At 65.4% G+C, this 26,471-nt stretch carries 29 protein-coding genes and 1 pseudogene; 17 read left to right on the top strand and 13 right to left on the bottom strand.

The features are described from left to right. Together RE429_RS11630 and RE429_RS11625 are read right to left on the bottom strand one after the other, a co-directional pair. Entirely contained in the window at window positions 1-426 is a 426-nt protein-coding gene (locus RE429_RS11630) for a YeeE/YedE family protein (protein ID WP_414470932.1), read from the bottom strand. 13 nt (window positions 427-439) lie between these two features. Beyond that, window positions 440-775 (bottom strand): ArsR/SmtB family transcription factor, encoded by a 336-nt coding sequence (locus RE429_RS11625; protein WP_414470931.1) that lies wholly within the window; start codon window positions 773-775, stop codon window positions 440-442. Window positions 776-912: 137 nt separating this feature from the next. On the opposite strand from RE429_RS11625, the gene RE429_RS11620 reads away from it, so the two are divergent. Then, the gene (locus RE429_RS11620) at window positions 913-1,530 is read left to right on the top strand and encodes a Spy/CpxP family protein refolding chaperone (protein ID WP_414470930.1); all 618 of its coding nucleotides are present in this window, start codon (window positions 913-915) and stop codon (window positions 1,528-1,530) included. 47 nt (window positions 1,531-1,577) lie between these two features. Here RE429_RS11620 and RE429_RS11615 read toward each other — a convergent pair whose 3' ends face one another. Then, on the bottom strand, window positions 1,578-2,015 hold the full coding sequence (locus RE429_RS11615) for a DoxX family protein (RefSeq protein ID WP_414470929.1): 438 nt from the start codon (window positions 2,013-2,015) through the stop codon (window positions 1,578-1,580). Between the two features lie 294 nt (window positions 2,016-2,309). On the opposite strand from RE429_RS11615, the gene RE429_RS11610 reads away from it, so the two are divergent. Beyond that, entirely contained in the window at window positions 2,310-3,785 is a 1,476-nt protein-coding gene (locus RE429_RS11610; RefSeq protein WP_414470928.1) for an FAD-dependent oxidoreductase, read from the top strand. Between the two features lie 50 nt (window positions 3,786-3,835). Here the strand turns inward: RE429_RS11610 and RE429_RS11605 are convergent, their stop codons facing one another. Then, a complete protein-coding gene (locus RE429_RS11605; RefSeq protein WP_414470927.1) occupies window positions 3,836-4,798 on the bottom strand; it encodes a diguanylate cyclase in 963 nt (320 codons plus the stop codon). Between the two features lie 240 nt (window positions 4,799-5,038). Here RE429_RS11605 and RE429_RS11600 point away from each other — a divergent pair, with 240 nt between their 5' ends. From RE429_RS11600 to RE429_RS11570, 7 genes are all read left to right on the top strand, one after another. Beyond that, on the top strand, window positions 5,039-5,488 hold the full coding sequence (locus tag RE429_RS11600; protein ID WP_414470926.1) for a DoxX family protein: 450 nt from the start codon (window positions 5,039-5,041) through the stop codon (window positions 5,486-5,488). A 164-nt stretch (window positions 5,489-5,652) separates the two neighbouring features. Beyond that, complete coding sequence (locus tag RE429_RS11595) at window positions 5,653-7,290, top strand: adenylate/guanylate cyclase domain-containing protein (protein ID WP_414470925.1); 1,638 nt, start codon at window positions 5,653-5,655, stop codon at window positions 7,288-7,290. A 106-nt stretch (window positions 7,291-7,396) separates the two neighbouring features. Next, complete coding sequence (locus RE429_RS11590) at window positions 7,397-8,479, top strand: type III polyketide synthase (RefSeq protein ID WP_414470924.1); 1,083 nt, start codon at window positions 7,397-7,399, stop codon at window positions 8,477-8,479. Between the two features lie 42 nt (window positions 8,480-8,521). Continuing rightward, window positions 8,522-9,235, top strand: a complete 714-nt coding sequence (locus RE429_RS11585; RefSeq protein WP_414470923.1) for a methyltransferase domain-containing protein — start codon at window positions 8,522-8,524, stop codon at window positions 9,233-9,235. Next, window positions 9,193-10,389: an FAD-dependent monooxygenase gene (locus RE429_RS11580; RefSeq protein ID WP_414470922.1), complete on the top strand. Its 1,197-nt coding sequence runs from the start codon at window positions 9,193-9,195 to the stop codon at window positions 10,387-10,389. Before RE429_RS11585 ends, RE429_RS11580 begins: the two co-directional genes overlap by 43 nt. After that, on the top strand, window positions 10,386-11,255 hold the full coding sequence (locus RE429_RS11575; RefSeq protein WP_414470921.1) for an SAM-dependent methyltransferase: 870 nt from the start codon (window positions 10,386-10,388) through the stop codon (window positions 11,253-11,255). Before RE429_RS11580 ends, RE429_RS11575 begins: the two co-directional genes overlap by 4 nt. A 62-nt stretch (window positions 11,256-11,317) precedes the next feature. Then, window positions 11,318-13,051, top strand: coding sequence for a DHA2 family efflux MFS transporter permease subunit (locus tag RE429_RS11570; protein WP_414474178.1), 1,734 nt, complete (start codon window positions 11,318-11,320; stop codon window positions 13,049-13,051). On the opposite strand, the gene RE429_RS11565 is transcribed toward RE429_RS11570, so the two are convergent. Next, window positions 12,941-14,020 carry an IS4 family transposase gene (locus RE429_RS11565; protein ID WP_414470626.1) on the bottom strand — a complete coding sequence of 360 codons (1,080 nt, stop codon included), beginning with the start codon at window positions 14,018-14,020 and terminating at the stop codon, window positions 12,941-12,943. The two genes, RE429_RS11570 and RE429_RS11565, sit on opposite strands and share 111 nt — an antisense overlap. A 159-nt stretch (window positions 14,021-14,179) precedes the next feature. Then, window positions 14,180-14,620 carry a c-type cytochrome gene (locus tag RE429_RS11560; protein WP_414470920.1) on the bottom strand — a complete coding sequence of 147 codons (441 nt, stop codon included), beginning with the start codon at window positions 14,618-14,620 and terminating at the stop codon, window positions 14,180-14,182. A gap of 175 nt (window positions 14,621-14,795) precedes the next feature. On the opposite strand from RE429_RS11560, the gene RE429_RS11555 reads away from it, so the two are divergent. Both RE429_RS11555 and RE429_RS11550 read left to right on the top strand, forming a co-directional pair. After that, window positions 14,796-15,362 (top strand): hypothetical protein, encoded by a 567-nt coding sequence (locus RE429_RS11555; protein ID WP_414470919.1) that lies wholly within the window; start codon window positions 14,796-14,798, stop codon window positions 15,360-15,362. Window positions 15,363-15,427: 65 nt separating this feature from the next. Continuing rightward, window positions 15,428-16,486, top strand: a complete 1,059-nt coding sequence (locus RE429_RS11550; RefSeq protein ID WP_414470918.1) for a methyltransferase — start codon at window positions 15,428-15,430, stop codon at window positions 16,484-16,486. Between the two features lie 121 nt (window positions 16,487-16,607). Here the strand turns inward: RE429_RS11550 and RE429_RS11545 are convergent, their stop codons facing one another. Then, window positions 16,608-17,216, bottom strand: a complete 609-nt coding sequence (locus tag RE429_RS11545; RefSeq protein WP_414470917.1) for a hypothetical protein — start codon at window positions 17,214-17,216, stop codon at window positions 16,608-16,610. Between the two features lie 324 nt (window positions 17,217-17,540). Here RE429_RS11545 and RE429_RS11540 point away from each other — a divergent pair, with 324 nt between their 5' ends. Further along, window positions 17,541-18,206, top strand: a complete 666-nt coding sequence (locus tag RE429_RS11540; RefSeq protein ID WP_414470916.1) for a transglutaminase-like cysteine peptidase — start codon at window positions 17,541-17,543, stop codon at window positions 18,204-18,206. A 182-nt stretch (window positions 18,207-18,388) separates the two neighbouring features. Further along, window positions 18,389-18,682, top strand: coding sequence for a hypothetical protein (locus RE429_RS11535; protein WP_414470915.1), 294 nt, complete (start codon window positions 18,389-18,391; stop codon window positions 18,680-18,682). Here RE429_RS11535 and RE429_RS11530 read toward each other — a convergent pair. Continuing rightward, window positions 18,663-18,860, bottom strand: coding sequence for a hypothetical protein (locus RE429_RS11530; protein WP_414470914.1), 198 nt, complete (start codon window positions 18,858-18,860; stop codon window positions 18,663-18,665). The two genes, RE429_RS11535 and RE429_RS11530, sit on opposite strands and share 20 nt — an antisense overlap. Window positions 18,861-19,121: 261 nt before the next feature. On the opposite strand from RE429_RS11530, the gene RE429_RS11525 reads away from it, so the two are divergent. Together RE429_RS11525 and RE429_RS11520 are read left to right on the top strand one after the other, a co-directional pair. Beyond that, on the top strand, window positions 19,122-19,403 hold the full coding sequence (locus RE429_RS11525; protein ID WP_414470913.1) for a hypothetical protein: 282 nt from the start codon (window positions 19,122-19,124) through the stop codon (window positions 19,401-19,403). Window positions 19,404-19,456: 53 nt separating this feature from the next. Next, window positions 19,457-20,449 (top strand): zinc-dependent alcohol dehydrogenase family protein, encoded by a 993-nt coding sequence (locus RE429_RS11520; RefSeq protein WP_414474177.1) that lies wholly within the window; start codon window positions 19,457-19,459, stop codon window positions 20,447-20,449. A 102-nt stretch (window positions 20,450-20,551) separates the two neighbouring features. Here RE429_RS11520 and RE429_RS11515 read toward each other — a convergent pair whose 3' ends face one another. The 3 genes from RE429_RS11515 to RE429_RS11505 form a co-directional block, all read right to left on the bottom strand. After that, window positions 20,552-21,385, bottom strand: coding sequence for a universal stress protein (locus RE429_RS11515; RefSeq protein ID WP_414470912.1), 834 nt, complete (start codon window positions 21,383-21,385; stop codon window positions 20,552-20,554). Window positions 21,386-21,552: 167 nt separating this feature from the next. Then, window positions 21,553-22,131, bottom strand: a complete 579-nt coding sequence (locus RE429_RS11510) for an Hsp20/alpha crystallin family protein (RefSeq protein WP_414470911.1) — start codon at window positions 22,129-22,131, stop codon at window positions 21,553-21,555. Between the two features lie 314 nt (window positions 22,132-22,445). Next, window positions 22,446-22,877 (bottom strand): OsmC family protein, encoded by a 432-nt coding sequence (locus RE429_RS11505; protein ID WP_414470910.1) that lies wholly within the window; start codon window positions 22,875-22,877, stop codon window positions 22,446-22,448. 102 nt (window positions 22,878-22,979) lie between these two features. Between RE429_RS11505 and mazG the strand changes: the two genes are divergently transcribed. Further along, window positions 22,980-23,813 carry a nucleoside triphosphate pyrophosphohydrolase gene (gene mazG / locus RE429_RS11500; protein WP_414470909.1) on the top strand — a complete coding sequence of 278 codons (834 nt, stop codon included), beginning with the start codon at window positions 22,980-22,982 and terminating at the stop codon, window positions 23,811-23,813. Window positions 23,814-23,826: 13 nt separating this feature from the next. On the opposite strand, the pseudogene RE429_RS11495 reads toward mazG, so the two are convergent. Next, a pseudogene (locus RE429_RS11495) lies at window positions 23,827-24,584 on the bottom strand (IS5 family transposase). A 271-nt stretch (window positions 24,585-24,855) separates the two neighbouring features. Then, on the bottom strand, window positions 24,856-25,491 hold the full coding sequence (locus tag RE429_RS11490; RefSeq protein ID WP_414470908.1) for a TetR/AcrR family transcriptional regulator: 636 nt from the start codon (window positions 25,489-25,491) through the stop codon (window positions 24,856-24,858). A gap of 96 nt (window positions 25,492-25,587) precedes the next feature. Between RE429_RS11490 and RE429_RS11485 the strand changes: the two genes are divergently transcribed. Continuing rightward, window positions 25,588-26,376 (top strand): NIPSNAP family protein, encoded by a 789-nt coding sequence (locus RE429_RS11485; RefSeq protein ID WP_414470907.1) that lies wholly within the window; start codon window positions 25,588-25,590, stop codon window positions 26,374-26,376. The last annotated feature ends 95 nt before the right edge of the window (window positions 26,377-26,471 follow it).

Here is a 26,471-nt window from a genome sequence, read left to right as displayed (position 1 = left end):
TTACATCCCAAGGACGTGGCGGGTGACGAACACGGTGGCGATCGCGGTGGCCATGAAGACGCCTGTGGCGACGAGAGAGCGCGGGGAACCGCGGCCGATTCCGCAGACGCCGTGGCCGCTGGTGCAGCCGGCTCCCAGGCGCGTGCCGAAGCCGACGATCAGCCCGGCCGCCATCAGAACAGGCAGCGAGGTGTCGAGGACGACGGTCGGCAGGGCTCCGCCGAACGCCACATAGGCCAGTGGGGCGATGAACATCCCGGCCAGGAAGGCCAGGCGCCAGCCGATCTCGTTTCGAGCCGGTTGGAGCAGGCCGCCGAGAATGCCGCTGATGCCCGCGATGCGCCCGTTGAGCACAAGAATGAGGGCGGCGGATGCGCCGATCAGAAGGCCGCCGGCGAGGGCGGACAGAGGGGTGAAGTTCTCCATGACAGATTCCCGGTTAGGCAGACTTTTCTGCCTTGGCCTGCTTGCAGAACAGGCTGTAGAGGGTGGCGAAGAGTTGCTCGATGCGCGGGTCGGCGATGCGGTACCAGATCGTCTGGCTTTCGCGCCGGGTCGCGACGATGCCCTCGTCCCGCATCTTGGCCAGATGCTGCGACAGGGCCGATTGCGACAGGCCCACGGCCTCGGTCAGCGAGGTCACATTGGCCTCGCCCCATTCCACCAGCTTGCACAGGATCATCAGCCGGCGCTCGTTCGCCAGCGCCCGCAGGATGTCGGCCACGTCCGTGGCCTGCTTTTCGAACGTCTCCAGATCGAGGTCCAACTTGGGCATACGCATACCTGCTATCTATAAGATGATACTAATTTAGTATGATCTCATGGTTCTTCAAGGGGGCATCGCATCTGAAACGGAAAGCGGACCCATTGGTTTTCTTAGACGAGACATCGGCCGAACAAGGAGAGCCTGCCATGAGGACACCTATTCTCGCCGCCCTTTTCGCCCTTGCCGGGCCCGTCCTGGCCTGGCCCGTCCTGGCCCAGACCGCGCCGGCCCAATCCGTGACGCAAACGCCGATGGGCCAGATGATGGGACGGGGAATGATGCAGGGCCAACGCATGCCCGGCGGCATGATGGGCCGGTTCTCGCCAGAAGACATGAACGCCTTCATCGACGCCCACATCGCGGCGATCCACGCCGGACTGAAGCTGTCCGCCGACCAGGAAAAGCTGTGGCCCCCCGTCGAAACGGCGATCCGGAACCTGGCCACGCTTCATCTCAGCCACATGCAGGCCATGCGCCAGACCCGGGGAATGATGGCCAGCGATCCGATCGGCCTCCTCCGTGGCATGGCCGACCATATGAGCCAGGGAGCGGACGCCATGCGTAAGCTCGCGGACGCCGCGTCACCGCTCTATGCAACCCTCGACGAGGCTCAGAAGCGGCGGCTGCACGTCCTCGTCCGCATGGGCGCGCGCGGCATGCCAGGACCGGGGATGATGGGGCGGGGAATGATGGGCCCCGGCCGCGGCACGATGCCTGGCGGATCCGGCGACGATGGTGATGACGACAGCCAGGACGACCGCTGACGCTCCGGCTCAGGGAGCGTTCTCCAGCATCCGACGCGAGATCGACGTCAGGTGGATCGGAGACGATCGTTCGCGGCAGGCGCCGCGCCGGACCTGCGTCGAGACGTGTCGATGCTCCACGCTCCGGGTCCCACCACGGCGAGGTAGAGGAAGACGAAGCAGTAGAGAATGGCCGCATCGCCGCCATTCAGGGCCGGAAAGAAGCTCTGAGGTGCGTGGACCATCCAGTAGGCCACGGCCATCTCGCCCGCGAGCACGAACGCCACGGGACGCGTGAGAAAGCCGACGAGGAGGAGCAGGCCTCCGATCATTTCAATGAAGCCGCCGACCCAGAACAGGGAGAAGACCGGCGGCGTCGGACCGGTCGGCGGCGGGAAGCCGAGGATCTTCTGGGTGCCGTGCTCCAGGAAGATGAGGGCCGTGACGATCCGAAGAACCGCGAGCATGCGCGGCCCCCAGGCGGCCGCAAAGGAATCGTTGTTCATGGGCAATCCTCCAGTACCGCGAGCATGTCCCGCAAGCGGGATCCGCTCGACGCGATGACAGGACGTGTCATAGAGCGCGCCGGCACCATGGCCGTGCCTCGCCGGCACGTCGGCCGTTCGCCCACAAACAGTGCGCAGGGCCCATTGTTCCGGCCCGGTGGTGTCCCGGCGGCGAGGAGGGAGAGGTCGGTCGGGGCCGCCAACCTGTCAGGCGCGGCCAGAACCATACGAAAGCTTGGGCATTGTCTCCTGGCGGACGGCCCTCCGGCCTTCGCCGCATCTGGGAGATTTGTCATGACGGAACTGTCCGGAAAGCCCGATTGCTGCTGGGTGGCCAACGCGCCGAAGACCGATTTCCCGCAGCTCGCGGGCACCCAGGAATGCGATGTGGCGATCGTGGGCGCCGGCATTGTCGGCCTGACCACCGCCTTGTCTCTTCTGGAGGCCGGCAGGTCGGTCGTGGTGCTCGAAGCCCGTCAGGTCGGGCGGCAGGTCACGGGACGCTCGTCGGCCAAGATCACGGCCCAGCACAGCCTCATCTATCGCGACCTGATCGACACGGCCGGGTCCGACATCGCAAGGGCCTACGCGGAGGCGAACCGGACCGCCATGGCGCATATTCGCGAACGGGTCGGGACGCTTCGCATCGACTGCGATTTCGAGCCGAAATCGGCTTTCACCTACACCTGCGATCCTGGCCGCCGGGAGGACATCCGAGCCGAGGCGGAGGCGGCGACGGCGCTCGGCTTCGACGTCCGCGTGGTCGACGAGGCTCCCCTGCCCTTCGCGACGGCCGGGGCGTTGGAATTCCGCGATCAGGCACAGTTCAACCCGGCCCGATACCTCGTGGGATTGGCCGCGGCCGTGCAGGCCCGCGGCGGACGGATCTACGAGCGCAGCCGGGCCACCCGCTTCGATCGCCCCGGCCGGTGGTCGGTCGGGACCGCACAGGGCCAGGTCATGGCCGATCACGTCGTGGTCGCGACCAACATCACGGTGAAAAGCCCGGTGGGTTATGCAAACCGCACTCAGCCCCGCTGCCATGTGGTCATGGCCTTTCGCACCGACCATCCGGAGGCCGTCGACGGTATGTTCATCAGCATCGACGACCCCACCCATTCCATCCGGACGGGCCGAGACGCCGACGGCCCTCTGATCCTGACCCTCGGGCCCCGCTTCAACACGGGCCAGGACGGCGATGTCGCCCGCCGGTTCCGCGAGCTCGAGGACTGGACCCGGGCCAACCTGCCCGTCGGCGAAGCTGCCTGGCGCTGGTGCAACGAGGATTACGACACCCCGGATCGCATGCCCTATGTCGGCCAGCCGGACGCAGGGGAATCGCCCGGATTTCACGTGGCCACGGGCTTCAATGGCTGGGGGATCAGCAACGGAACCGCAGCGGGTCTGACGGTCGCCCATGAGATCGCTACGGGCTCCCGCCCCTGGGGCCCGCTCTACCGGCCGGATCGGCCGGCACCGAAGGACTTCCACCAGAACGGCGACACGCAGTCGCTCGTCGATGACGTCGCGCGGATCGCCCCGGGCGAAGGCGGGGTCATCGTGAGGGGAGACGAAAAAATTGCGGTCTGGCGGGACGAGGGCGGCGGGCTTCATGCTCTCTCGGCAAGCTGCACGCACAAAGGCTGCACCGTGACCTGGAACAACGCCGATCGCACCTGGGATTGCCCCTGCCATGGCTCCATGTTCGAGCGGAATGGAGCCGTGATCCACGGTCCTGCCCGCGAGCCGCTGCCGCCCCGGGAGATTTGACGGCGGCTCCTTGCCTTATCGGATGAGCCTTATCGGGGCTGGCGATCCCGTCAGGACCGAGTCTCCCCGCGCAACGGCGGAATCTCGTTCTCGAAGCGGATCCTGGTGCAGTTCCGGCCCTCCGCCTTGGCGGCATACAGGGCGCGGTCGGCCCGGTAGAGAATGGAGCTCCGGTCGTCGTGGGGAAGGGCTTCCGTCACGCCCGCGCTGAAGGTGAACCGCACGTCCCGCGCGTCGTCGGGGAGGTTATGGGGAGGGAAACCTGCCCTGACCCGGTCGATGATGCCGACGGCGTCGCTGAGCCTGATACCCGGCAGCAGCAGCAGAAATTCCTCGCCTCCTATCCGGCCGAGGAGATCCCGGTCGCGCAGCCTCTCGCGACACCCTTGGGCGAAGTGCCGGAGGACGGCATCACCGGCGTCATGCCCGTACGTGTCGTTGACGGCCTTGAAGTGGTCGATGTCGATAATGGCGACGCACAGCCCCGAAGCGGATTGCTTGTCCACCACGAGCGCTTCGTCCAGGTGCTCCAGGATGTGGCGCCGGTTCGGCAAGTCGGTCAGAAGATCGGTGCGCGCGGCCACGAGGGCCGCCTCGTGGGCCTGGCGCAGGGATTTCTCGTTGTGCTTCAGGGTCGATATGTCGGCCCCGACCGAAAGGACCCAGCCATTCGGCAGGATCGTGTGCTCGATCCAGAACCACCGGCCGTTGACCAGGTCCGTCTCGAATGATTTCCGGCGCGGGCTGCGACGCCGCGGCAGGGTTCGGGCGATGAAGGCCTCGATGTCGTCGTCGATCCGCACCCCGAGCCTGTTCCGATTGGCGTGGCGGAGGATGTCCGTGAACGTCAGAGGGCCGTCATAGTCTCCCATGAACAGGTCCCGGTACGTCGTGTTGGCGTAGCGCAGCCGATCCTCGGCATCGTAGAGGGAGACGGCTTGGCCACTCTCCGTGAGCGCGCCCACCAGGCCACGGAGGGCCTCGCTATCGGGATCTGAGGGAAACACGTTCATCGGAGCTGCGGGAGAGGGCGAAGGACACCTAGCTATTGCGGATCTGGAAACGGGTCCAGTGCTGAATTGTCCGTTCGCCTCTTTGGTTCCAGGCTCCCCTCATCGGCTTGCACGTTTGCAAAGCACGATCTGCAGCCCTGTCCGACGTCTCACATGATTGTGTCTCCCCCAATGCCGCAGGACCAGGCTAAGCGCAGTGCCGTACCGCTTGTCCGACGGATCATCCGTCACGGAGAATTCATGATCACCCGCACGAACGATGTGGCCCTGCTGGCCGCCCGCTTGGCCGTCGCAGCCCTTTTCCTTCCCGCCGGGATCGGCAAGCTGTTCGGCCTGTCCGGCTTGACGGCGATGCTGGCCGGCAAGGGACTGCCCTATCCCGACCTCCTTGCCATGCTCGGGGTCGCGGCCGAGATCCTCGCCCCCCTTGCGCTGATCTTAGGCGTCGCGCCGCGGCTCACCGCCATTCTCCTGATCGGCTTCACCCTCGTCGCAAGCCTGATCAGCCATAGTTTCTGGACCTTCCCCGATGCGGCTCAGGCGGCACAGCAACAGACCCAGTTCTTCAAGAACCTCGCCATCGTCGGCGGTCTGCTGTTCTACTTCGTCAGCGGGGCAGGTGCATTCAGCCTTCCGAACTATCTCGGATCCCGCAAGGGTTTGCGCAAAACCATGGCGCCGGCCGAGTAAGTCGGCATGAGCAGCGAACGGGCGGAGGATATCAGCCAGGCCGCCTGCCCGTTGCCCTGCTCAGGCCACACATTGCGCTTTGTCTTCCTTTTCCGCACGCGGCCATCCCGATGAGTTCATTCCCGGCACGCCAAGGCTCCAGTCCGCCCCCATTCGAGAGCCCCGTGCGGCTGCGTGAGGTGCGTCTGGCTTCGGGCCTGGTGCTCGGGGCCTTCCTGATCACCCATTTCGGCAACCACGCCCTCGGGCTCGTCTCGATCGGGGCCATGGAGGAAGCGCGCGGCTGGTTCAACACGGTGTGGCGCAACCCGACCGGCACGGTCCTGCTCTATGGTGCGCTTCTCGTGCATTTCCTGCTGGCGCTCCAAGCGCTCTACCGCCGCCGGACGTTGCGGATGCCGTTGCGGGAGGCCGCCCAGCTGACGCTCGGCCTGGTGCTGCCGTTTCTCCTTGTCGCGCACGTAACCGGGACCCGGATCGAGCTCGCACTCACCGGACGGGAGGCAGGCTACCCTGAAGTCATTCGGAATTTGTGGATCCGTGCGCCGGAAATCGGCATCCGCCAGGGCATCGCCCTCGTGATCGCCTGGCTGCATGGATGCCTTGGAATCTACTTCTGGCTCCGCCCCAAGCCTTGGTTTGGCCGGTACGCCCTCGGTCTCTATACGGGGGCCCTGATCGTTCCGCTGCTGGCCCTGCTCGGGTTCGCCGAGGCCGGGAGGGCCATCGCCGACAACCCGGACTTGCTGAACGCCCCTGAGCCGTCCTCGGCCCCCGCCATCCTGTCCGAAATCCGCACCGGCCTTTATCTCGCGTTCGCAGGTTCGATCGGAACAACCCTCGCGGCACGGGCGATCCGCGTGTCGCGAAACTGGTCCCGCCGCATCCGCATCACCTATCCGGGAGGAAGGGTCGTCAGCGTCCCGCGCGGCTTCAGTGTCCTCGAAGCCAGCCGCATGGCCGGGATCCCGCACCCGTCCGTCTGCGGCGGGCGCGGCCGATGCTCGACCTGCCGGGTGCGTGTCCTCGACGGGCTCGAGGGCCAACCCGATCCGACATCGTCGGAACGGGCGACCCTGGCCCGGATCAAAGCCGGGCCCAATGTGAGGCTTGCCTGTCAGTTCCGGCCCACCCACGACCTCTCCGTCGTACCGGTCCTCTCGGCGGCGCGGACCAGACTCACCGTGCCTGCCGGAAACAGCCGGGCGGCGCGCGGGCAGGAGCGCGAGATCGCCGTCCTGTTCTGCGACCTGCGCGGCTTCACCAGCCTGGCCGAACGACGCCTGCCGTTCGATACGGTGTTCATCCTCAACCGATACTTCGAGGTCGTCGGTCATGCGGTCGAGGAGACCGGCGGACACCTCGACAAATTTGTCGGCGACGGCGCTCTCGCCCTGTTCGGCCTGGGGACGGATCCGGAAGAGGCCTCGCGGCAGGCCTTCGGGGCGGCCCTGCGCATAAGCCAGGGAGTGGCGGACCTGAACGCAGCCTACGGCAGCGAGCTCGATCAGCCCCTCAGAATCGTCATCAGCCTTCATGTCGGGCCGGCCATCGTGGGTGAGATGGGCTATGGCAGGGCGACGAATCTGACGGCCGTCGGAGACACGCTCAACACCGCAAGCCGCCTGGAGGCGCTCGCCAAGGACCTCGATGCCGAACTCGTGGTTTCCGACGAACTGGCAAAACGCGCCAAGCTCGACCTCGCCGGATCCCGGCGCCAGACCCTCACCATGCGGGGACGCACGGCGCCCCTCGACGTCTGGGTCATCCCCGATGCGCGGGCTCTCGCTAAGCGCCGATAAGGCCCGGATCGATCACACGGACGTGAGGGTCTTTTCTTCGGTGGATCGAATTTTTCGAGGACGACCGGTGTTTTCATTCGACCCCGGGATAGTGCTCAGGTGCGACATGACAGTGGCCTACATCAATCGGATCGGTACGGCGGTTCCCGAATACGATGTCCACGGAACCTTTATCCACTTCGCCGATCAAATTCTGCCGGATCGAAGGGCCCGTCTCCTCTTCCAGAGGATGGTGCAGCGGGCCGACATCGACCATCGCTACTCGACCCTGGAGCCCAGTGACAATCCGGAAGCCGAGGTCGACCGGAAGGGCCTCTACCAGATGTGCCGGTTCGCCGGCACCGGTGCCCGCATGGCTCATTTCGAGGCTCACGCCGTGGATCTCGCTCAGCGCGGCGTCGAATCCCTCGACCTCGACGAGGCCCCGGCGTCCATCACCCACCTAGTGGTGGCGTCCTGCACGGGCTTTACCGCGCCGGGGCTCGATCAGCAGCTCGTCGATCGTCTAGGGCTCAACCCATCCATCGAGCGGACGCTGGTCGGTTTCATGGGATGCGCGGCGGCCGTCAATGCTCTGAAGGTTGCGCATCATATCGTCCGGTCCGAGCCTTCGGCGAAGGTCCTGGTGGTCAATCTCGAATTGTGCACCTTGCACCTCCAGGAAACGCCCGAACTCGAAGTGCTTCTCAGCGCTCTCCTGTTCGGAGACGGCTGTGCCGTCAGTCTCGTTACGGCCCGGCCGCAAGGAATTGCGCTCAAGGACTTTCGGGTCGTGACGATCCCGGACACAGGCGAGCTGATCACGTGGAAAATCGGGGATTCGGGCTTCAAGATGAGTCTCTCCGGCGAGGTCCCTCCCCAGATCGCGCGCGCTCTGCGGCAGGAGATGATGCGCAACGACGACCAGGGCATCCTGCGCGGACAAAGCAAGGATGATTACGATCTTTGGGCCGTCCATGCGGGAGGGCGCACGATCCTGGATGCGGTCGAGCAAGGTCTCGGCCTTGGTCCCGATGCGTTGCGCTGGTCGCGAGACGTGCTCCGGGAGTTCGGAAACATGTCCTCGGCCACGCTGATGTTCGTTCTCAAGCGCATGATGCAGCACGCGCCTTCACCGGCGCGAGGACTTGCCATGGCGTTCGGACCGGGACTCGTGGCGGAGACCTTCAGGTTCGCTCTCGACGGGTAGGACGTCACCAAAGGGTAGGACGTCATCAAAGGGTAGGACGTCATGGGCATCGGGTTAAGCCGGCGCAGCGACGAGACGGAACTCATGGATACCGAGAGCGTCTCGCTCGAGGATTACAGGGCGTGCCTCGAGGATCTCGCGCGCGTCAACGTTCTGACGTTGACGCACCGCCCGATCCTGGCGTGGCTTGATCGCGCCACGCGCGATATGGGTCCCACGGACCGGGTGACCGTTCTCGACGTGGGTTACGGCTATGGCGACCTCCTGCGGCGGATTCATCAGTGGAGCCGCCGCAGAAAAAGGAATGTGAGGCTGATCGGTATCGATCTGAATCCGTACAGCGAGACGATCGCGCGGGCCGCAACGCCCCAGGAGGCCCAGATCGATTTCCGCATTGGCAACGTGTTCCAGTTCACCTCCGATCGGCCGATCGACTTCATCGTCTGTTCCCAGACCGCGCATCACATGACTCACGACGAGCTCGTGCGCCTCATCCGATGGATGGAGCACGCGGCTGTGCGCGGCTGGTTCATCGCCGATCTGCACCGGCATGGCATTCCGTTTCATGCGTTCCGCCTTCTCTCCCGGCTCGCGGGATGGCACCGCTTTGTCCGGCATGACGGCCCCGTGTCGATCGCACGCAGCTTCCGCCGCGCCGACTGGGAGCTGATCCTGCGTGACGCGGGCCTCGACCTCTCAGCCGTGAGGATCCGGTGGCATATGCCGTTCCGGTTATGCGTGAGCCGGCTGAAATGACGCCGGGCGAGCGCATGGAGGAGGTTGCGATTGTCGGCGGGGGCCCGGCCGGGTCGTCGGCAGCCTGCCTGCTTGCTCGGGCGGGTCGTCCGGTTCTGCTGATGGAGCGGAGCGCGGAACCTCACCACAAGGTCTGCGGCGAGTTCCTCAGCGTCGAGGCGCAGGACTACCTCGCTCGTCTCGGAGTCGATCTTGATCGCCTGGGAGCCAGCACGATTTCATCCGTGCGGATCATGTGCAACCGGACGGTCGCCGGGGCCGCCCTGCCCTTCAGGGCGCGAGGCCTCTCGCGCAAGAGCCTGGACGAAGCTCTCCTGAGGGCGGCCGCAGAGAGCGGGGCCAGAATCGAACGTGGTGCACCGGTCCGTAGCATCGGACCCACTCGGGCGGGCTGGCGCGTCGACCGCTCCACCGGCGATCCGTTTCAGGCAAGCGCGCTCTTCCTGGCGACGGGCAAGCACGATCTGCGCGGAGGCAAGCGCGTGACCACTGGCGCCAGAAACGACATGATCGGATTCAAGACACACCTTGTTCTCGCCCCGGCCCAGCGATCGGCCCTCGAGGGGACGGTCGAGATCGTGCTCTTCCCGGGAGGCTACGCCGGATTGCAGATGGTCGAGGGCGGCCTCGCAAATCTGTGTCTTCTGGTCGGCCGGGAGTGCTTCGAGGGCGTCGGCAAGCGCTGGGACACGCTCCTCGAGTTCATTGGCAATGGCAGTTCTCCCATGGCGTCCCGCCTCGACGGAGCCGCGGCCGTGATGCCTCGCCCCTTGGCGATCTTCGGCATTCCTTATGGCTTCATCCATGCCCCCTTGCCGTCTGAGCCGGAGAGTCTTTTCCGGCTCGGGGATCAACTGGCCGTCACCCCATCCTTCACCGGCGACGGCATGGCGATCGCGCTGCACAGCGGCTTCATGGCGGCCTCCATCTACCTGCGGCACGGCCGGGAAAGCGCGATGTATCATCGTGAGGTGCGCCGCCATGTCCGCGGGCAGATCCGGCTTGCGTCCGTGATTCACGATGCGGGCCGCTGGCCCAAAGGTCAGCCGAAACTCGTCAGGGCCTTTCAGGTTTGGCCCGGCGCGCTGAGGTCCATCGCGGCACTCACCCGCCTGCGGCCGGGCGCCATTCAGCGAGCATTGGTTCCGCCATGATCATCCCGAGAGTGCCCCAGACGGTTCAGGCGGTCGCCGAACACTACGACGAACTCGATCCGTTTTACCGTGAGGTCTGGGGAGACCATGTCCATCATGGGCTTTGGCTCACGGGCCGGGAGAGCCCGGCCGACGCCGTCGAGGCCCTGATAGACCATCTGGCGCAAGAGCTGGCTCTGCGACCCGGACAGAGTCTTTGCGATGTCGGATGCGGTTACGGCGCCACGGCGGAGTATCTGGCGACGCGTTTCGGCGTTCATGTCACGGGCGTCACCCTCTCGGCGGAACAGATGAAGCATGCGCGGCTCCGGAGCGACGCAGCCCCCCTCCTCGGCTTCCTGCGCCGGGACTGGCTGGAGAACGGGTTTGCCGAGAACGCCTTCGACTGCGTCATCGCCATCGAAAGCTCCGAGCATATGGCCGACAAGCAGGGCTTCTTCGACGAGGCTTTTCGGACGCTTCGAGACGGCGGCAGGCTCGGCGTCTGCGCCTGGCTCGCGAAAACCGGCGCCACGCCCTGGGAAGAGCGCCACCTCCTCGAGCCGATCTGCCGCGAAGGGCGGCTCGCGAGCATGGGGACGGAGGCCGATTATCGCGGATGGGCCGTCACGGCAGGGTTCGAAATCGACAGGTTTCATGATCTTACCGCACAAGTGCAGCGGACATGGACCATCTGCGCCGGACGTGTGGCCAGGCTGCTTCTGACCGATCGGCGCTATCGCCGTTATCTGCTGGACGCCCGTGCGAAGAACCGCGTCTTTGCCTTGAGTCTCTTACGCATCCGGGCGGCATACGCGACAGGCTCCATGCGCTACGGCTTGCTGGTTGCGCATAAACCTCGGGACGAGGGGCTGCCGGTCCGATGACGATGTCCCGCCGCACGTCATCGCTATTGGCTGTAGGTGGCGCTCAGCCCGTCTCTCCGTCCATGGCCCTCCTTCACCCCACGGACCATGCCTCCGCTGCGGCCTGGGTGGGCTTCTCGGCCATGGCCCTCGGCATGTTCATGGCGATCCTCGACATCCAGATCGTCGCGACGTCCCTGCCGGCGATCAGCTCCGCCCTGGACATCTCCCCCGACCGCATGAGCTGGATCCAGACGGCCTACCTGATCGCGGAGGTCATCTCGATCCCGCTGACGGGCTGGCTCATCCGGGCCCTGACGTTCCGCCGGCTCTTCATGCTGGCCATCGGCGGGTTCACTCTCGCGTCGGTCGGATGCGCCGCGAGTTCCGGCTTCGCATCGTTGACGGCATGGCGCATCGTGCAGGGTTTCAGCGGCGGCACTCTCATTCCGATGGTGTTTTCCGCCGTTTTCCTCCTGCTGCCCCGCAGGGCGGAGGGGCTGGCGACGACCATCGCGGGCGTCCTGGCGGTCCTGGCCCCGACGCTGGGCCCCGTGGTCGGCGGGTGGACCACCACCCGCTTTTCCTGGCACTGGCTGTTTCTGATCAATGTCGTGCCAGGATCGGTTGCGCTTCTCGTCGGTGCGATCTGCCTTCCCCGGCAGCGATCCGAAACATCTTTGTTCCGGGCCCTCGACTGGATCGCGGTCGGATGTGTCGCGATGACGCTGGCGGCCCTGGAGATCGGGCTGAAGGAGGCTCCGAAGCGGGGATGGTGGTCCGTCTTCGTCCTTCTGGCCTTTGCCCTCTGTCTCATGCTCGGCGCCGCTTTCACGGTGCGGACGCTCCGCAGCCCGAGGCCCCTCGTCAATCTCGCGCTCTTCTCCGACGATCGGTTCGCGGTCGGATGCATCCTGAGCTTTCTGCTCGGCATCGGGCTCTACGGATCGGTCTATCTCATGCCGGTGTTCCTCGCCCTCGTCAGAGGGCACGGCCCGCTCCGGATCGGCATCGTCATGCTGGTCACCGGGAGCGCCCAGTTGGTGGCCGCGCCGCTGACGGTCTGGATCGAGAGGCGTGGGTTCGCGGCCCTTCTCGCCACCATGGGCTTCGCGCTGTTCGGCGCAGGCCTGTGGCTGAGTGCCGACCAGACGCCACAGACGGACTTCGCGGGTATGTTCTGGCCCCAGGTGATCCGTGGCTCGGCCATCATGCTGTGCATTCTGCCTCCGACACGGCTGGCGCTGGGGCATCTGGATCCTGAGCAGGTGCCGGACGCGAGCAGCCTGTTCAATCTGATGCGCAATCTTGGCGGCGCGATCGGGATCGCGCTGATCGACACGGTCATTTGGTCCCGTGTGGCGGGGCACGGACAGGATCTCGTCGACCGGCTCGTGGCCGGCGACCGATCCGCAGCCGCCTTCATGGGCCTGTCTCCGGATCTGCTGGCAGGGCCCCATCCTCCACCGGACAGTCCCCTCGTGCAGGCATTCCTGAAACCGTTCGTGGAGAAAGCGGCCCTGACCCTCGCCATCGACGAGGCCTGGCTCCTGGCTGCGGCCTTCGCGATGGCGGGAGCGCTTCTGGCCGGAGCGGTGGCGTTCCGGCAGCGGCGCAAGGCCGGGTCGCGCATCACGCGTGAAGGCAGAATCGAGACCGACGGCCGTCACCCATCCGACGTGCCGTCGCACTCCACAGTACACGACTCATGTTGCTTTGAGCCTGATCGGACATTTTGCCGTCCATGCGTTTGCGGCGATGTGAGGGGTGTTGAAGAGCGCCTGCCTGAGGGTATCGAGGCCGGTGCGGAACCATGACTTCGCGCGCCGGCCATGGACTTTTCGTGGGATGGCCTTGAGCCCCATGGTGCGCGACGCGGTGGCGTAAACCCAGGTGATGGTGAGCGCCAGAAGGGCGGTCAAGGTTTCGATCTTGCCCGGATCGGCCAGGTGCGTATCCTCCAGGTTGAAGCCGCGCGTCTTGGCCTCGGCAAACAGGCATTCGATCGCCCAGCGCCGGCGATAGGTCTGCAACGCCCGGCGCGGATCGGTGCGGTTGGTCAGCACGACGAGCCATTGGCCGCTTTTGATCCGGCGGGCGGCGAGCCGCAGCGGGGTCGGGTGGTCGGGCAGGAACACGTCGACGGTGTGGATGAGGTGGCGTGCGCGCTTGGTGCGCAACAGGGTCCGGATCGACCACAGCTGCCGGTCGGCGAGCGCCAGGCGCAAGTCCTCCTTGACCCGGATGGCGAACGGAATGTCGTGGTCGATCAGGAACTTGATCCAGTCGGCCCCGATGAACTCACGGTCGGCCAGCAGCAGCTCGATGGTGTCGGGCCCAAACCGGGCCAGATAGCGCCGCATCAGGGCCATGCGCTGGGCGCTGGTGCTGTTGCCCGGATGGGTGAGAACGCTCCACAGCAGCGGCACCCGGAAGCGGCGCGTGACGATGGCCAGCACCAGGATGTTGATGTCGCGGCGGCCGATCTTCCAGTGCGTGCGGTCGAGCGCCAGGCATTTCGGCCGCGACAGGTTGAGCATGCGGACCACCAGGGCGGCCACCACCGTTTGGTCGAAGCGCACAACCTGGAAGAAGCGTTGCAGGCGACGGTATTTCGAGGCATAGCGGGCCGGTCCGGGAAACTGGCTGGCGACATGGGTCAGGTTGACCGTGCGGCCCTGGATCAGCGCGACCAGAAACAGGCAGGCGGTTTCCAGACGGGATTGGCTCAGACCCAGGTGCGGCGCTAAAGTCCGCATCAGGGCGGTGCGAAGACAGATCGGCATAGCAGGATCCTTTTGGCGAAGAATCCGCTACTCCACCAGATCGCACCGTCCACCACCAGACTGTCGTGTACTGTGGTCGCACTCACGTCCGATGCTGTAAGTTGGTGGTCTTGAGCATCTTTTCACGCAAAACCGGTTCCCACTTTTGCGTTCGAGGCTCTAAGTCGTCTTTCGACGATAGGTCTCGTGGCAGCCGCCACAGGTCTGGCCGATCCGCTGCAGCGCGGGTTGCAAGCTGGCCTGATCCGTAATCCCCGCCTGGACCGCTCCGGCATCCTGTTCGAGCTTCGCCGCCCGGGCGTCGAAATCGGCTTTTCGTTCCCAGATCACGGGAAGGGCGTCGGTCTTCCCCTGCCGCGAGTCCGGTGGGAACAAGGCGTGGATCCGCCGGGCATTCTGCTCCACCTGCCGCAGGGCGGCCTGGGCGCGTGCCGCGTCGAAAGGAACCTGTCCGCGCGACATCCCGACCAGCAATCGGATCTGCTCCTGGTTGTTCTTCATCAGGTCCTGGCGCTGGCGGATAGGTTCATCCTGCTGGGCCGATGCTCCGAATCCAGCCGCCATAAGCAGGCCCGCCGCAGCTAGAACCATCTTGCGCATGATCCCAATCCCTTGTTCGGGACTCCCGTGCTCCCATCCGCGCCAAGACTACTACGGAGGTTCGGGATCCTGGCGTGACGCATAGGAGGTAGGCGCATCGGATAGCGATCCGTGGCGCTCCCGGCGGCACGCCTTTGGTCGTATGCTTGAGGCCGGACACGAGCCGGGTGCTGTCTTGTCGAAGGTCGAGAAGCGAGCGGTGGTCATCGCTTGGGGTTTGCTCTCAGCTTTGGGATCGACAGGACTTGCCCAGGCGGATCCCTTCTCCAGGGCGCCGGGCGACTACGGCACGGCCGTCAACGGCGTCCTGGAGAAAACCGGGTCCGACCTTCGGTTCAACGCGAAGCAATGCGGCGATACCCCTTCCTCCGATCCCCCTTCGGCATGGTGCCTCTTCTCGTCCATCCACGTCGAGGTTCTCGTCATCGGCCGGGATCGTCAGCCATCGGACGTGCGGATCGCGAGGATCGTCCTCGCGGCGGATATCCTGAAGGGACATCCCGCCGTTCAGCCTCATGTGATCGTCACTGATGCCTTCACCGCTCTGACAGCCACGATGATCGTCTTCGATCCCGATCTTCCGGCGGACCGGCGCAGCGCGATGGTCTCGCGGCTCGTTGCGGAGGTCCACAGGTCCGGCCATGGCGAGGACAGTGGCTGTGCCGCCGACTACGTGATCGACCTGCGCCAGCAAGCGAGCACGCTGCTCGTCATGAAGGTCATCCCGAAGAAAGTCGAATGATACCGGACCGGCACGAGATCGCCCCATCGACGGATCGGTCTCGGTTGCCGGAGGAGTGAGGCGCGATGCGGCTAGGGGCTCATGCTGAAACCGTCATCGAGTGGCTGGCTCTCAGGCTGAATCTCGGCCCGAAGCCACTGGCCGACACACAGGCCGCGTTCCAGTTCGCCCGGATCATCATGGCGGCCTCCCGGGCGGGCCTGTTCGAAGCCTTGCAGGACGGCGGGCGCACGGCCCAGGAGATCGCCGCCGCGCGCGGCACGGATCCTCGCGCGACCGGCAAGGTGCTCGATGCCCTTCTGGCCCACGGCTACCTCGGGTATCGCAACCGGCTCTATGAGCTCAACCGGCTGTCCCGGAAATGGCTGCTTGCCGACAGCCCGCACACGCTGGTGCACAAGCTCGACTTCCAGGAGATCGAATGGCGCTGGACGGAAGGTTTCGACCAGTGGCTTTTCGACGGGAAAGCCCGGGACATGCACAGGACTCTCAGCCCCGATGAGTGGCGCCGCTATCAGTGGGGCATGCGCGATTTCTCGACGGCGCCGGCAACCGAAGTGGCCTGGCGGGCCCGTCTGCCCGACGGGGCCCGGGTCATGCTCGATATCGGCGGATCCCACGGCTTCTACTCGGTCCAGATGTGCCGCCGCCATCCGGAGCTGACGGCGACGATCCTGGAACTGGCGGAGGCCATTCCCGCCGCGGCCGAGATCCTGTCCAGGGAGGGCCTGGGACGCCGGGTGGTTCATGTGGCCGGCAATGCACTCGATGACGATCTCGGGACCGACATCTATGACGCGGTGCTCCTCGCCAATCTCATCCACCACTTCGATGCGGAGCAGAATCTCCGGCTGGCCCGGAAGGTAGCCCGAGCCCTCAGGCCGGGCGGGGTGTTCATGATCGTGGACGCCATCCGGATCGCATCGCCGGCCGAAGCGAACCGGCCGAGCCGGAGGCTCGGAGCGGTGCTGGACGTCTACTTCGCTCTGACGAGCACGTCCGGCACATGGTCGGTCGCCGCCATTCAGGAATGGCAGCGGTCCGCGGGACTGCGCATCCTGCGGCCGATCTGGCTCAAGACCTTGCCGGGTGCCGCTCTTCTCCCGGCCATAAGGCGCGGTTGAGGCTGCGGCGTCGGCGATGGTGCGCCTCCAGTTGCACGGCTCAGGGCTGTCGGCGAGGATAGTGGACCCTGTGACGATCCTTCGGGCGGCAAAGGGCAAGACAGGGACGGCGCTCCCCTCGTCACATGGGCGGCTTGACCCCATTCTTCTCCAGCGTGACGCGGGTCGCCGATACGGAGCCGTCGGGCTTCCTCTGGCCGAAGACGAAAACCGCCGCCCCGGGCTTCGCAAGGCTCGTATCGCCGGGCACGAAGGCGACCACGGGCACCTCAGGCGGAACGATGATCTCCGCCTCCTGGCCCTTGTAGGTGACGCGCAGCGCCTGCCCCTGCGGGGCGGCCGCGATCCCGGCGACCGTCGCGTTGGTCATGAGGCTGTCCGGCGCCAGATCCCAGGCGAACTGCCCCTCGCCGGCCCCCGGCGGCAGGAAATGGACCTCCAGGGCCCGGAGCTTGCCGTCGGGCCCTCGCACGGAGGTCGAGGCGATGTAGTCGCCGGTCTTGATGTCGGCGAGGCTGCGCTTCTCCACGGCCGCAATGGTCACGTTCGGCGCCAGGCCGACGGGGACGTCCACTCCTGCGCGGGTCTTGACCACAAGGGTCTGGCCGTCGAGCTTCTCGACCGTTCCGCGGATGCGGGTGGGTGTTCCCTCGGGACCTTGGGCGGGACCTTGGGCGAGGCCCGGAAGGGTGGTCAGAGCGAAGAACACTCCGATCAGGGATGACCTCATGGGGACTCTCCTCGGCTGGGGCATGACTGACCATCGGGTGCTCCGGCGTCCCACACGATCGCTCCATCGGTTATTCCGTCAATGTCTCAATAGGCATGGCACGCGGCCCGCACGCATTCGTGATCGATCCGGTGTGGGTCCGTCCACGGCGCGTTGCGTCGAACCGGCCGGGGGATTGGCGATTGGGTCTCCACCCTGCGGTTTCGATCTCTGGAACGGAACCTGGCCCGCAACGTTAACCGATGTTTAACTCCTGCCTTGAATCCGCCATCTCTGCCGTGTCATGAAGATGAACAATTCCTTAACGACACGTCGGCGGGGGCAATGCGGCAACCTCTCTTCAGGCTTCTGAACGTTCGGCCTTTTTCCAAGATTACATGTCGGCTTGTTGCGGTCGCCCTGGCTCTGACCGCCGCGGCGGCCGCCGGTCAGGCCCAGACCCTGGCGGCTCTGCCGGTCGCGTCACAGCCCGTCGCGAAGGTCGGCAACGCCAAGCCGATCGCCGGATGGGTCCGCTTCTGCCAGCAAACGCCGCAGGAATGTGCGGTCGACCCCTCCGAGCCCGCCACGATCACCCTCACCCCACAGGTTTGGAAAGTTCTCGTGCAGGTCAACCGGCAGGTGAATGCCGCCATCAAGCCGATGACCGATCAGGAGCACTGGGGCGTCGAGGACCGCTGGGATTTCGCCGAAGACGGCTATGGCGATTGCGAGGACTACCAGCTCGTCAAGCGCAGGCAATTGGTCAAGGCCGGCTTTCCCCGCCGGGCCCTGCGGATGACCGTGGTCATCGACGAGGAAGGCGCCGGGCATGCGGTCATGATGGTGCGCACGAACCGGGGCGATTTCATCCTCGACAACAAGCGCGACGCGGTCCTGCCGTGGCACCAGACCGGCTATACCTATGTCAAGCGCGAGGGCGACACGGGCTCGACATGGGCCTCTCTTGGTGGAGCGTTCGTCTCACCGACCGTCACCGCCGGCCGCTGACGCCTCTAGCCTGCCCTGCCGTGCCGGCTCTGTCGGCCAGGGATTCTTGCTTCGGGTTTATTCCCGCTTCGGGTTTAAAGGGACGCCCGGAAGATCGGCGACTTGAAAAACAAACGAGGCTTGCCGCTCACATTCCGCGGCGGAGCTCCTAAATATGGAGCTTGCAGGATGAGGGATCTTCCATGCCCAGCAGCCACGATGACACGGAGCCCGGCTTGGACGATCTCGCAGCCGGGAGACGAATCAATTTCCGCGACTATCCCAGCACCGGCCTCGTCGTTCTCGCAGCCCTGGTCTCGGGTCTGGGCTGGCTCGCCTACAAATGGTCGGGAGCCAAGCGCGGCGGCAGCGCTGCGACCCCGGATGAGCCGAAGCAGGCGCAGGCCGTGACGGCGAAGCCGCAGGCCACCGAAGCCGAGAACGCCTCGGCGTCGCCGGCGAGCGATCGCGCGTCGGTCAGCGGGATTTCCGAGTAAGGTCGCGGTCGGAGGCTCGACGGGACGGCCGGAGGGCCAGCACGGCCACGATGAAGGTGACCAGCAGGAGTGCGATCATCGCCTGAACGATTCCGAAGTTCGGCGCATCCTCGGCGACGATCCAGGCCGCTCCGATTCCGGCGACGGCCATCAGGAGACGGACGATCCAGGACATCATGCCATTTCTCCCTGAGCGGTGGAGTACCATGCGGGCACGGCACCCGATCCGCGTCCGGAATAATCCTGGCACCCTATCCTTCGGCGGCATTGATCGAAGTCAAGGCCCTGCCGGAGAAAAGCATCGAGGATCCGGGATTGTCCGGATCCGATGAGCGCCAAGCGCCAAGGTGCCCTACGTTGAACAAAGTATCTTGCTCTTAACGTAGGTTAACAACGCGAACGACAGTGATTCAGGATCGCGAAGACAACGGAGGGAGCCATGCCGATGGATGTGGAGCACCTGCGTATTCAGGGATCTGCGAGGCCGGAGCGGATGTATCCGCCCGACATTCTGCCGCAGCTCCAGTCGCTCTTGGCCGATCTGGCCGACATCGATTTCACCTGCGAGAAGGACCTCGAGCGCATCAGGCGCAGTCCGACCGGCGAAGACCATAAGCGCACGATGGTCGCGGCGCTTCTGCTGCGCCATCAGGAGCAGCGCGCGCCCTATGTCGAAGAGCTCACGGCTCTTCAGGAGCGGATGAGGGCCGGGTTCGAATAGGAGGCCGGGGCCGTTCGCGGGAGGGTCCGCGCCATATGACACAGGCCCGCTTCATGAAGGCCATGGTCCTGAGGGATGTGCGCGCACCGCTCGTCTGCGAGGAGCGGCCCCTGCCCTCGCCCGCTCCGGGCGAACTTCGATTGCGAGTGGAAGCCTGCGCGGTCTGCCGCACGGATCTTCATGTCGTCGACGGCGATCTCCCCGGGCCCAGGCTCCCGGTCGTCCCGGGCCACGAGATCGTCGGACGGGTCGACATGCTGGGTGAGGGAACCGGCGGGTTCAGGATCGGAGAGCGCGTCGGGGTTCCCTGGCTCGGTCATACCTGCGGTCATTGCCCTTATTGCGCCTCGGGCCGTGAGAACCTCTGCGACGCGCCCCTGTTCACCGGCTATACGCGGGACGGCGGCTTCGCCTCCCACGTGGTCGCGGACGCCGCCTTCGCGTTTCCGCTGCCGGAGGAGGAGGACGCAATCGCGCTCGCTCCCTTGCTCTGCGCCGGACTGATCGGCTGGCGGTCTCTCGCCGCAGCCGGCCCCGCCAGGACGATCGGCCTCTATGGTTTCGGGGCGGCGGCCCATATCGTCACGCAGGTCTGCACCTGGCAGGAACGGCGCGTCTTCGCCTTCACGCGCCCGGGCGACGATGTGTCCCAGAACTTCGCCCGCTCGCTCGGCGCGGTCTGGGCCGGGGGCTCGGACGAGACGCCGCCCGAGCGGCTCGATGCGGCCATCATCTTCGCGCCCGTCGGGAGCTTGGTCCCGGTGGCCCTGCAGGCGGTGGACAAGGGCGGCCGGGTCGTCTGCGGCGGGATCCACATGAGCGACATTCCCCAGTTTCCCTATCGGTATTTATGGGAGGAGCGGCAGATCCGGTCGGTCGCCAATCTCACCCGGCAGGACGCCCGGGAGTTTCTGGCCGTCGCCCCTGAAGCCCGCATCAGGACGGAAACCGTGCCGTATCCGCTGGAGGCGGCCAACGAGGCCCTCGCGGACCTCAGAGCCGGCCGGTTCCGCGGCGCGGCGGTTCTGGTCCCGGATCGCCCTTGAGGCCAAGCCCTTTCGACTGTCGGGTGAGGCGGGCGCTCTCCCCGACCCAAACGGGATCCCCGGACAGGGCCTTCCGCAAGATTCTCCCCAAGGCTCCCGATTTCAATGAGCCAGCAGGATCGGGCGATCCGAGGCGGTGAGCATGTCACGGGTCACACCGCCGAACACATGTTCCCTGAACCGGGTATGGCCGTAGCCTCCCATGACGACGAGATCGGCAGCAAGACGGCGGGCCTCTTCCAGGATGGCCGCCGTGACGGAGCGGCCCCGGCATTCTACCGTCGCGACCTCGGCGGCGACGCCATGATGGGCGAGATGCCGTTTCACCTCCGCACCCGGATCCGCATCCGCCGGAGGATCGGCCACCAGGACGATCGTGCGGTCTGCCTGCGCGATGAAGCTCAATCCTTCCCGGAGAGCCCGGGTCGCTTCGCGGCTTCCGTTCCACGGCACGAGAACGGTCTTGATCGGGCCTTGAGGATGCTGGCCCGGCGGCACCAGCAGGAGCGCCCGGCCGCTGCCGAAGAGCACGGCCTCGACGAGACCGGACCAGACGGATGCTCCGGCCTCGCCATAGGGCCGTGTCGTAACGAAGAGATCCGCGCAGCGCGCCTGTTCGACCACTTGAGCCAGCAAGCCGCCCAAGGTGTCGTCCAGCCGGCGAAGCCCGCTCGGGACCTCGAGGCCGGAGAGCTTCTCCGCCAGGCGCTTGGCGATGACATCCCCTTCCTGGCGGGCTCTGTCCTCGAGCTCGGACAGAACCTCGATCGCGGCCCCGCTGCCGTCCATCGGCACCATGAGCGTGAGCTCGGGCAACTGGTTCGTGTAAAGACCGGTCAGATGGGCGCGCTCCGCTGCCGCGATGGCGAGAGCATGCTCCAGCCGGATCTCGTCTTCACGGCCTCCGTCGAGATGCACGATGATGTCCCTGAGCATCGCTCCTGTCCTCCGCGCACCGGGCACGACGGCCATGTGTCCCGCGCCTGACACTCTGCAGCATCGGACGTGACATCGACCCCGCATCCGATGCTGTCAGTCTCCGTTCTCGAGCATCGAATGCAAAACCGGGTCCCACTTCCCGCGTTCGATGCTCCAAGCTGCGGTCAGCCCGATTTGGTGTCCTCCGACTGATCCTTCGCTGCCGACCGCCCTTGTCCCGCCGCTCCGCCACCGGCGCCCTGATCCGTCGAACCCCGCCCTTGCACCTGGATGCGCCGGGAGCGCTCCTGCCGCTCGGTCTTCGGAACCGTCACGGTAAGGACGCCGTTCTCGAAGCTGGCCTGCACCTGCTCCGGGTCGACCCGATAGGGCAGACGCACCGAACGCTGAAACGTGCCGTAGGAGCGCTCGACGAAGTGGAAGTTCTCCTTGTCGTTCTTGCGCTCGAATTTCTTCTCGCCCCGGATGGTCAGCACGTCGTCGTCGAGGCTCACGTCGATGTCCTTCTCGGCGACGCCCGGCAGTTCCGCGGTCACGCGGATCTCCTTGTCGGTCTCCGACACGTTCATGCTGGCATTGACGAAGCTGCCGACATCGCCCTGACCGCCCGGCGCGGCGGGAAGATTGTTGCCGCGCAGGACATCGTCGAAGAGGCGATTCATCTCGCGATGCAGGGACAGGAAGGGGTCGCCTGCGAACATTCCGCCGCCGGGGCGGTAGGGGGTCATCGGATTGCGGGCCATCGTGCGTTCCTCCATCGTCAGCCGGAGATCCGCGGGTGATGATCATCGTGCCCGGAAAAGGGCCATGCGACCCGGATCGGCTGATCGCGAATCCGGCACTTGCGCCCGAGACAGTGAGCGAAAGCGCCCGGTGTTCGAAGCAGATCATAATCCTCCGCCGACCGGCGCGGAATGGAGATTCGGTCTAAGTGCGACGATCGCCCGCAACACATCGGAAGGGTCCGCACGGCCCCCGATGCGCTCGTTCCGACAACGGAGCATCGGAGGGAATCCCAAAAGGGCAAATCCGCTTTTCACGTCCGATGCTCCGGAACTTACGCCTCGGCGGAGGTCTCGTCGACGACGGTCCAGTCATAGGTGATCTTGGCGAAAGCGCCGAGCATGATCGAGGCCGAGCAGTACTTCTCCTTGGAGAGCTGAATGGCGCGCTCGACCTTCGCCGGGGCCAGCTTGCGCCCCTTGACCCGGTACGTGATGTGGATCGCCGTGAAGACTTTGGGGTCGGTCTCGGCGCGCTCGCCGCTGATCTCGACGTCGCAATCGGTCACGTCCTCCCGCCCCTTCCGGAGAATCTGCACCACGTCGAACGCCGTGCATCCGCCCAGGCCGATCAGCAGCATCTCCATCGGCCGGATGCCGAGGTTGCGGCCGCCATATTCAGGCGCCCCGTCCATCACGACCGCGTGCCCGCTGCCCGATTCTCCGACGAACATCATGCCGTCGACCAGCTTGACCCGTGCTTTCATCGTTTCCGTCTCCCAACTCGAAAAGGCCTTTGATCATCTTTTGTCCTGATTCCCTATTGGAATCGGGCTATGAAGCGCCACGACAACAAGGACAGCCCGGATATGACGCCTTCTTCAGATATCGCACGGCTCCTGGAGATCATGGCAGCCCTGCGTACGCCCAAGACAGGCTGCCCCTGGGATCTGGAGCAGGATTTCGCCTCCATCGCCCCCTATACGCTCGAGGAGGCCTATGAGGTCGTGGACGCCATCGAGCGGGGAGATCTGGCCGACCTTCGGGACGAGCTGGGCGACCTGCTGCTCCAGGTCGTGTTTCATGCCCGGATGGCCGAAGAGCAAGGTGCCTTCGCCTTTCCCGATGTGGTCGAGGCCATTACCCGCAAGCTGATCCGCCGCCACCCCCATGTGTTCGGCGAGGCGAAGGATCTGGCTCCGGAGGAGGTCAAGACGCTCTGGGACGCGATCAAGCGGGAGGAAAAGAGCGAGCGCCACCGCGCCCGGGAGACGATGGGCCATGCTCCGGAGCCGCACGATGCCGGGTTTCTCGGCGGCATTCCGACGGCCCTGCCCGCCCTGACCCGTGCCCAGAAGCTGACGGCCAAGGCGGCGAAAGTCGGGTTCGACTGGCCCGACGCTGCCCAGGTGATCGACAAGATTCACGAGGAGCTCGAAGAGGTTAAGGATGCTTCCTCAAGCGGCGAGCGAGACCGCATCGAGGATGAGATCGGCGACCTTCTGTTCTCGGTGACGAATCTCGCCCGCCATTACGGCATCGATCCGGAAACGGCTCTGAGACGGACGAACGCCAAGTTCGAGCGCCGGTTCGGAGCGGTCGAGGAGGGCCTGAAGTGGCAAGGGCGCAGGCTGGACGACGCCTCTCTCGAAGAGATGGAAGATCTCTGGGTCCAGGCGAAGCGCTCCGAGCGCGGCGCCTAGGACGAATCCACATTCAGCACAGCCAGAGCATGATGGCGGCGAGGTGGATGAAGGCGAGGAAGTGGCAGGCGCGCCGGTCGTACCGGGTTGCAAAGCGTCGGCAGTGCTTGAGCTTGTTGAAGCAGCGTTCGATCCGATTGCGCAGTTTGTAGGCGGTGGCGTCATGGGCAATCGGCTGCTTGCGCGATCGGCTTGAGGGAATGACCGCCTCGGCGCCCATCGCCGCGATGGTCTGGCGCAGCTCGTTGGTGTCATAGGCCCGATCGGCCAGGACGGACCGGGCCTGGAAGCCGTCGAGCAGCGCCTTGGCGCCGAGGCAGTCGTGGCGCTGGCCGGCGCTCAGCAGGAAGCGCAGCGGTCGGCCGAGGCCGTCACAGATCATGTGGATCTTGGTGGTCAGACCCCCGCGGGAACGCCCCAGCGCCTGAGTGGCGGCCCCCCTTTTCCGGCGGCGGCCTGCTGATGGACGCGCACCAGGGTGGTGTCGAGCATGAGATAGTGATTGTCGCGATCCTTGATCAGCTCGGCAAACACCTGCTCCCAGACCCCGGCCTTGGTCCAGCGGGTAAAGCGGGCGTGGACGCTCTTCCATTTGCCGTAGCGCTCGGGCAGATGCTGCCAGAATGCTCCAGAGCGCAGCACCCACAAGACGCCGTTGACGAACAGGCGGTTATCCGCCCCGCTGCGGCCGGGGTCGCCCACCTTGCCCGGCAGCAGGGGGGCGATGCGCCGCCACTGGGCTTCGCTCAGTTCGTATCGCTTCACACCCATCGTCCGGCTCCGAATCAAACCACCTGCAACCCAGTGAGTCAGCTTTCTTCGCTCGTGTGAATCCTGAATGTGGATTGGCCCTAGCGCATCGAACGCAAAAGTGGGAACCGGTTTTGCGTGGAAAGATGCTCAAGCAACGAGAGCAACGCACGCAAAAATGGGAACCGGTTTTGCGGTCGATGCTCAAGACCATAGACTGGCTGCATCGGACGCGGGTTCGATGTCACGTCCGATGCTCTGAGGACGCTCGAACGAAACCGCTTTGACGGTGTCATAGACCGACCGCCGGACTGCGCTTGCACATCACCCGGGCAAGCTGCTCGGCGCAGACCCTGAGCGGCTCCGCGCTCTGTTGGGCTTTCGCCATTGCCATCGCGCCCGAGTAGGATGCGACGACCAGGACCGCGAAGGCTTCAGGATCGAGATCGAACACGGCCCCGGCGCTCAAGTCAGCCTTGAGCTTGTCTGCGATCGCCTCTCGCCATCGGACAAACACCGTATCGATCGACACACGGAAATCGTCGTCATGGCGCGCGAGCTCGATCGCGAGGTTGTTCAACGGGCAACCGGAGACTGCGCCCTGGCCCTCCAGTTCCGCGATGATGCCGGCGAAGACGGCCTGAATACCCTCTGACGCAGTCGAGGCGGCCAGCACGGGCCGGATCCACGTCTCCTCAACGGCTGCGGCGACCCGGTCTCGTATGACGGCGAGTCCAAGCTCTTTCTTCGTGGCGAAATGGTGCGCAAGGGCGCCACCCGTCGCCCCCGCCTCGCGCTTCAGGTCATGGACCGAGGTCGCGTGATATCCTTGTGTCGAGAAGGCCGCATAGGCCGCGTCGACGACGCGGCGTCGGACACCTTCGGGATCATTGCTGCGTCGATGTTTCGTGGGCGCTCGGCTCGCCATGCTGCCTCCTTGTGCAAGCCAGGATAGCAGGTTGACAAAACAGGACAAGCGTCCCGTAATGGAAACAGGATGAACGTCCTGTTTGTGGAGATTCTCATGACTGTTTTGACTGATCGCGACGGGACCGACGGCGGCATTCGGCCGAAGGCGAACGCCCCCGGACCATCCATCGTCGAGCTGCGGCGCTATCGCCTTCATCCAGGGAAACGAGAGACTTTGATCGATCTCTTCGACCGTGAGTTCGTGGAGACGCAGGAAGCGGTCGGCATGCGGGTGATCGGGCAGTTCCGCGACCTGGACGCCCCCAACGATTTCGTCTGGTTGCGGGGCTTTTCGGACATGCCGTCCCGCGCGGCAGCCTTGCAGACGTTCTACACGGGCCCGGTCTGGGCGGCCCACAGGGACGTTGCAAACGGCACGATGATCAACTCCGACAACGTGCTGCTCCTGCGCCCCGCGGCGCCCCAAGCCGGGTTCGCTGCCCCGGCGGAGGAGCGCCTTCACGTGGCGGGCCCCCAAGGGCAACCGGGTCTGATCGTGGCGACGATCTGCTATCTCGCTCCGCGGACCGATGAGGCTTTCGCAACGTTCTTCGGGGAATCACTCCAGCCGATTCTGCGACGGGCCTCGGCAACGGTTCTGGCCGCATTCGTCACCGAGAGAAGTCCGAACACCTTTCCGCGACTTCCCGTTCGCGAAGGCGAGACCGTCTTTGCGTGGTTCTCGAGCTTTCCCAGCCTGCCGGCTTACGAGAGCCATCTCGCGGCTCTTGCCCAGTCGGACGAGTGGGTGAGCAAGGCCCTTCCCGAGATGGATCGGCGCACCTGGAGGCCGAACGAGGTGTCGAGACTGATGCCGACGGGTCGTTCCCTTCTGCACGGCTAGAGCCTTTTCCATGACCTTCGGTTCATGGAAAAGGCTCTTGTTTTTTGAGAAAGACGCCTTTTCTTCGCAATACCGGCATCCACTTTTGCGGAAAA

This window comes from Microvirga sp. M2, from assembly GCF_047497095.1.
Classification (GTDB): domain Bacteria; phylum Pseudomonadota; class Alphaproteobacteria; order Rhizobiales; family Beijerinckiaceae; genus Microvirga.
This window is presented reverse-complemented; position numbering and strand designations above follow the sequence as displayed.

Excerpts from the sequence above, each read along its gene's own strand:
- RE429_RS11625 (WP_414470931.1), bottom strand. The coding sequence starts at position 775 with ATGCCCAAGTTGGACCTCGATCTGGAGACGTTCGAAAAGCAGGCCACG.
- RE429_RS11530 (WP_414470914.1), bottom strand. The coding sequence starts at position 18,860 with ATGATGTCCTGGATCGTCCGTCTCCTGATGGCCGTCGCCGGAATCGGA.
- RE429_RS11585 (WP_414470923.1), top strand. The coding sequence starts at position 8,522 with ATGGGCATCGGGTTAAGCCGGCGCAGCGACGAGACGGAACTCATGGAT.
- RE429_RS11610 (WP_414470928.1), top strand. The coding sequence starts at position 2,310 with ATGACGGAACTGTCCGGAAAGCCCGATTGCTGCTGGGTGGCCAACGCG.
- RE429_RS11515 (WP_414470912.1), bottom strand. The coding sequence starts at position 21,385 with ATGCTCAGGGACATCATCGTGCATCTCGACGGAGGCCGTGAAGACGAG.
- RE429_RS11560 (WP_414470920.1), bottom strand. The coding sequence starts at position 14,620 with ATGCGCAAGATGGTTCTAGCTGCGGCGGGCCTGCTTATGGCGGCTGGA.
- RE429_RS11615 (WP_414470929.1), bottom strand. The coding sequence starts at position 2,015 with ATGAACAACGATTCCTTTGCGGCCGCCTGGGGGCCGCGCATGCTCGCG.
- RE429_RS11570 (WP_414474178.1), top strand. The coding sequence starts at position 11,318 with ATGGCCCTCCTTCACCCCACGGACCATGCCTCCGCTGCGGCCTGGGTG.
- RE429_RS11575 (WP_414470921.1), top strand. The coding sequence starts at position 10,386 with ATGATCATCCCGAGAGTGCCCCAGACGGTTCAGGCGGTCGCCGAACAC.
- RE429_RS11590 (WP_414470924.1), top strand. The coding sequence starts at position 7,397 with ATGACAGTGGCCTACATCAATCGGATCGGTACGGCGGTTCCCGAATAC.
- RE429_RS11485 (WP_414470907.1), top strand. The coding sequence starts at position 25,588 with ATGACTGTTTTGACTGATCGCGACGGGACCGACGGCGGCATTCGGCCG.
- RE429_RS11605 (WP_414470927.1), bottom strand. The coding sequence starts at position 4,798 with ATGAACGTGTTTCCCTCAGATCCCGATAGCGAGGCCCTCCGTGGCCTG.
- RE429_RS11620 (WP_414470930.1), top strand. The coding sequence starts at position 913 with ATGAGGACACCTATTCTCGCCGCCCTTTTCGCCCTTGCCGGGCCCGTC.
- RE429_RS11525 (WP_414470913.1), top strand. The coding sequence starts at position 19,122 with ATGCCGATGGATGTGGAGCACCTGCGTATTCAGGGATCTGCGAGGCCG.
- RE429_RS11505 (WP_414470910.1), bottom strand. The coding sequence starts at position 22,877 with ATGAAAGCACGGGTCAAGCTGGTCGACGGCATGATGTTCGTCGGAGAA.
- RE429_RS11510 (WP_414470911.1), bottom strand. The coding sequence starts at position 22,131 with ATGGCCCGCAATCCGATGACCCCCTACCGCCCCGGCGGCGGAATGTTC.
- RE429_RS11550 (WP_414470918.1), top strand. The coding sequence starts at position 15,428 with ATGCGGCTAGGGGCTCATGCTGAAACCGTCATCGAGTGGCTGGCTCTC.
- RE429_RS11490 (WP_414470908.1), bottom strand. The coding sequence starts at position 25,491 with ATGGCGAGCCGAGCGCCCACGAAACATCGACGCAGCAATGATCCCGAA.
- mazG (WP_414470909.1), top strand. The coding sequence starts at position 22,980 with ATGACGCCTTCTTCAGATATCGCACGGCTCCTGGAGATCATGGCAGCC.
- RE429_RS11540 (WP_414470916.1), top strand. The coding sequence starts at position 17,541 with ATGCGGCAACCTCTCTTCAGGCTTCTGAACGTTCGGCCTTTTTCCAAG.
- RE429_RS11535 (WP_414470915.1), top strand. The coding sequence starts at position 18,389 with ATGCCCAGCAGCCACGATGACACGGAGCCCGGCTTGGACGATCTCGCA.
- RE429_RS11600 (WP_414470926.1), top strand. The coding sequence starts at position 5,039 with ATGATCACCCGCACGAACGATGTGGCCCTGCTGGCCGCCCGCTTGGCC.
- RE429_RS11630 (WP_414470932.1), bottom strand. The coding sequence starts at position 426 with ATGGAGAACTTCACCCCTCTGTCCGCCCTCGCCGGCGGCCTTCTGATC.
- RE429_RS11545 (WP_414470917.1), bottom strand. The coding sequence starts at position 17,216 with ATGAGGTCATCCCTGATCGGAGTGTTCTTCGCTCTGACCACCCTTCCG.
- RE429_RS11565 (WP_414470626.1), bottom strand. The coding sequence starts at position 14,020 with ATGCCGATCTGTCTTCGCACCGCCCTGATGCGGACTTTAGCGCCGCAC.
- RE429_RS11520 (WP_414474177.1), top strand. The coding sequence starts at position 19,457 with ATGAAGGCCATGGTCCTGAGGGATGTGCGCGCACCGCTCGTCTGCGAG.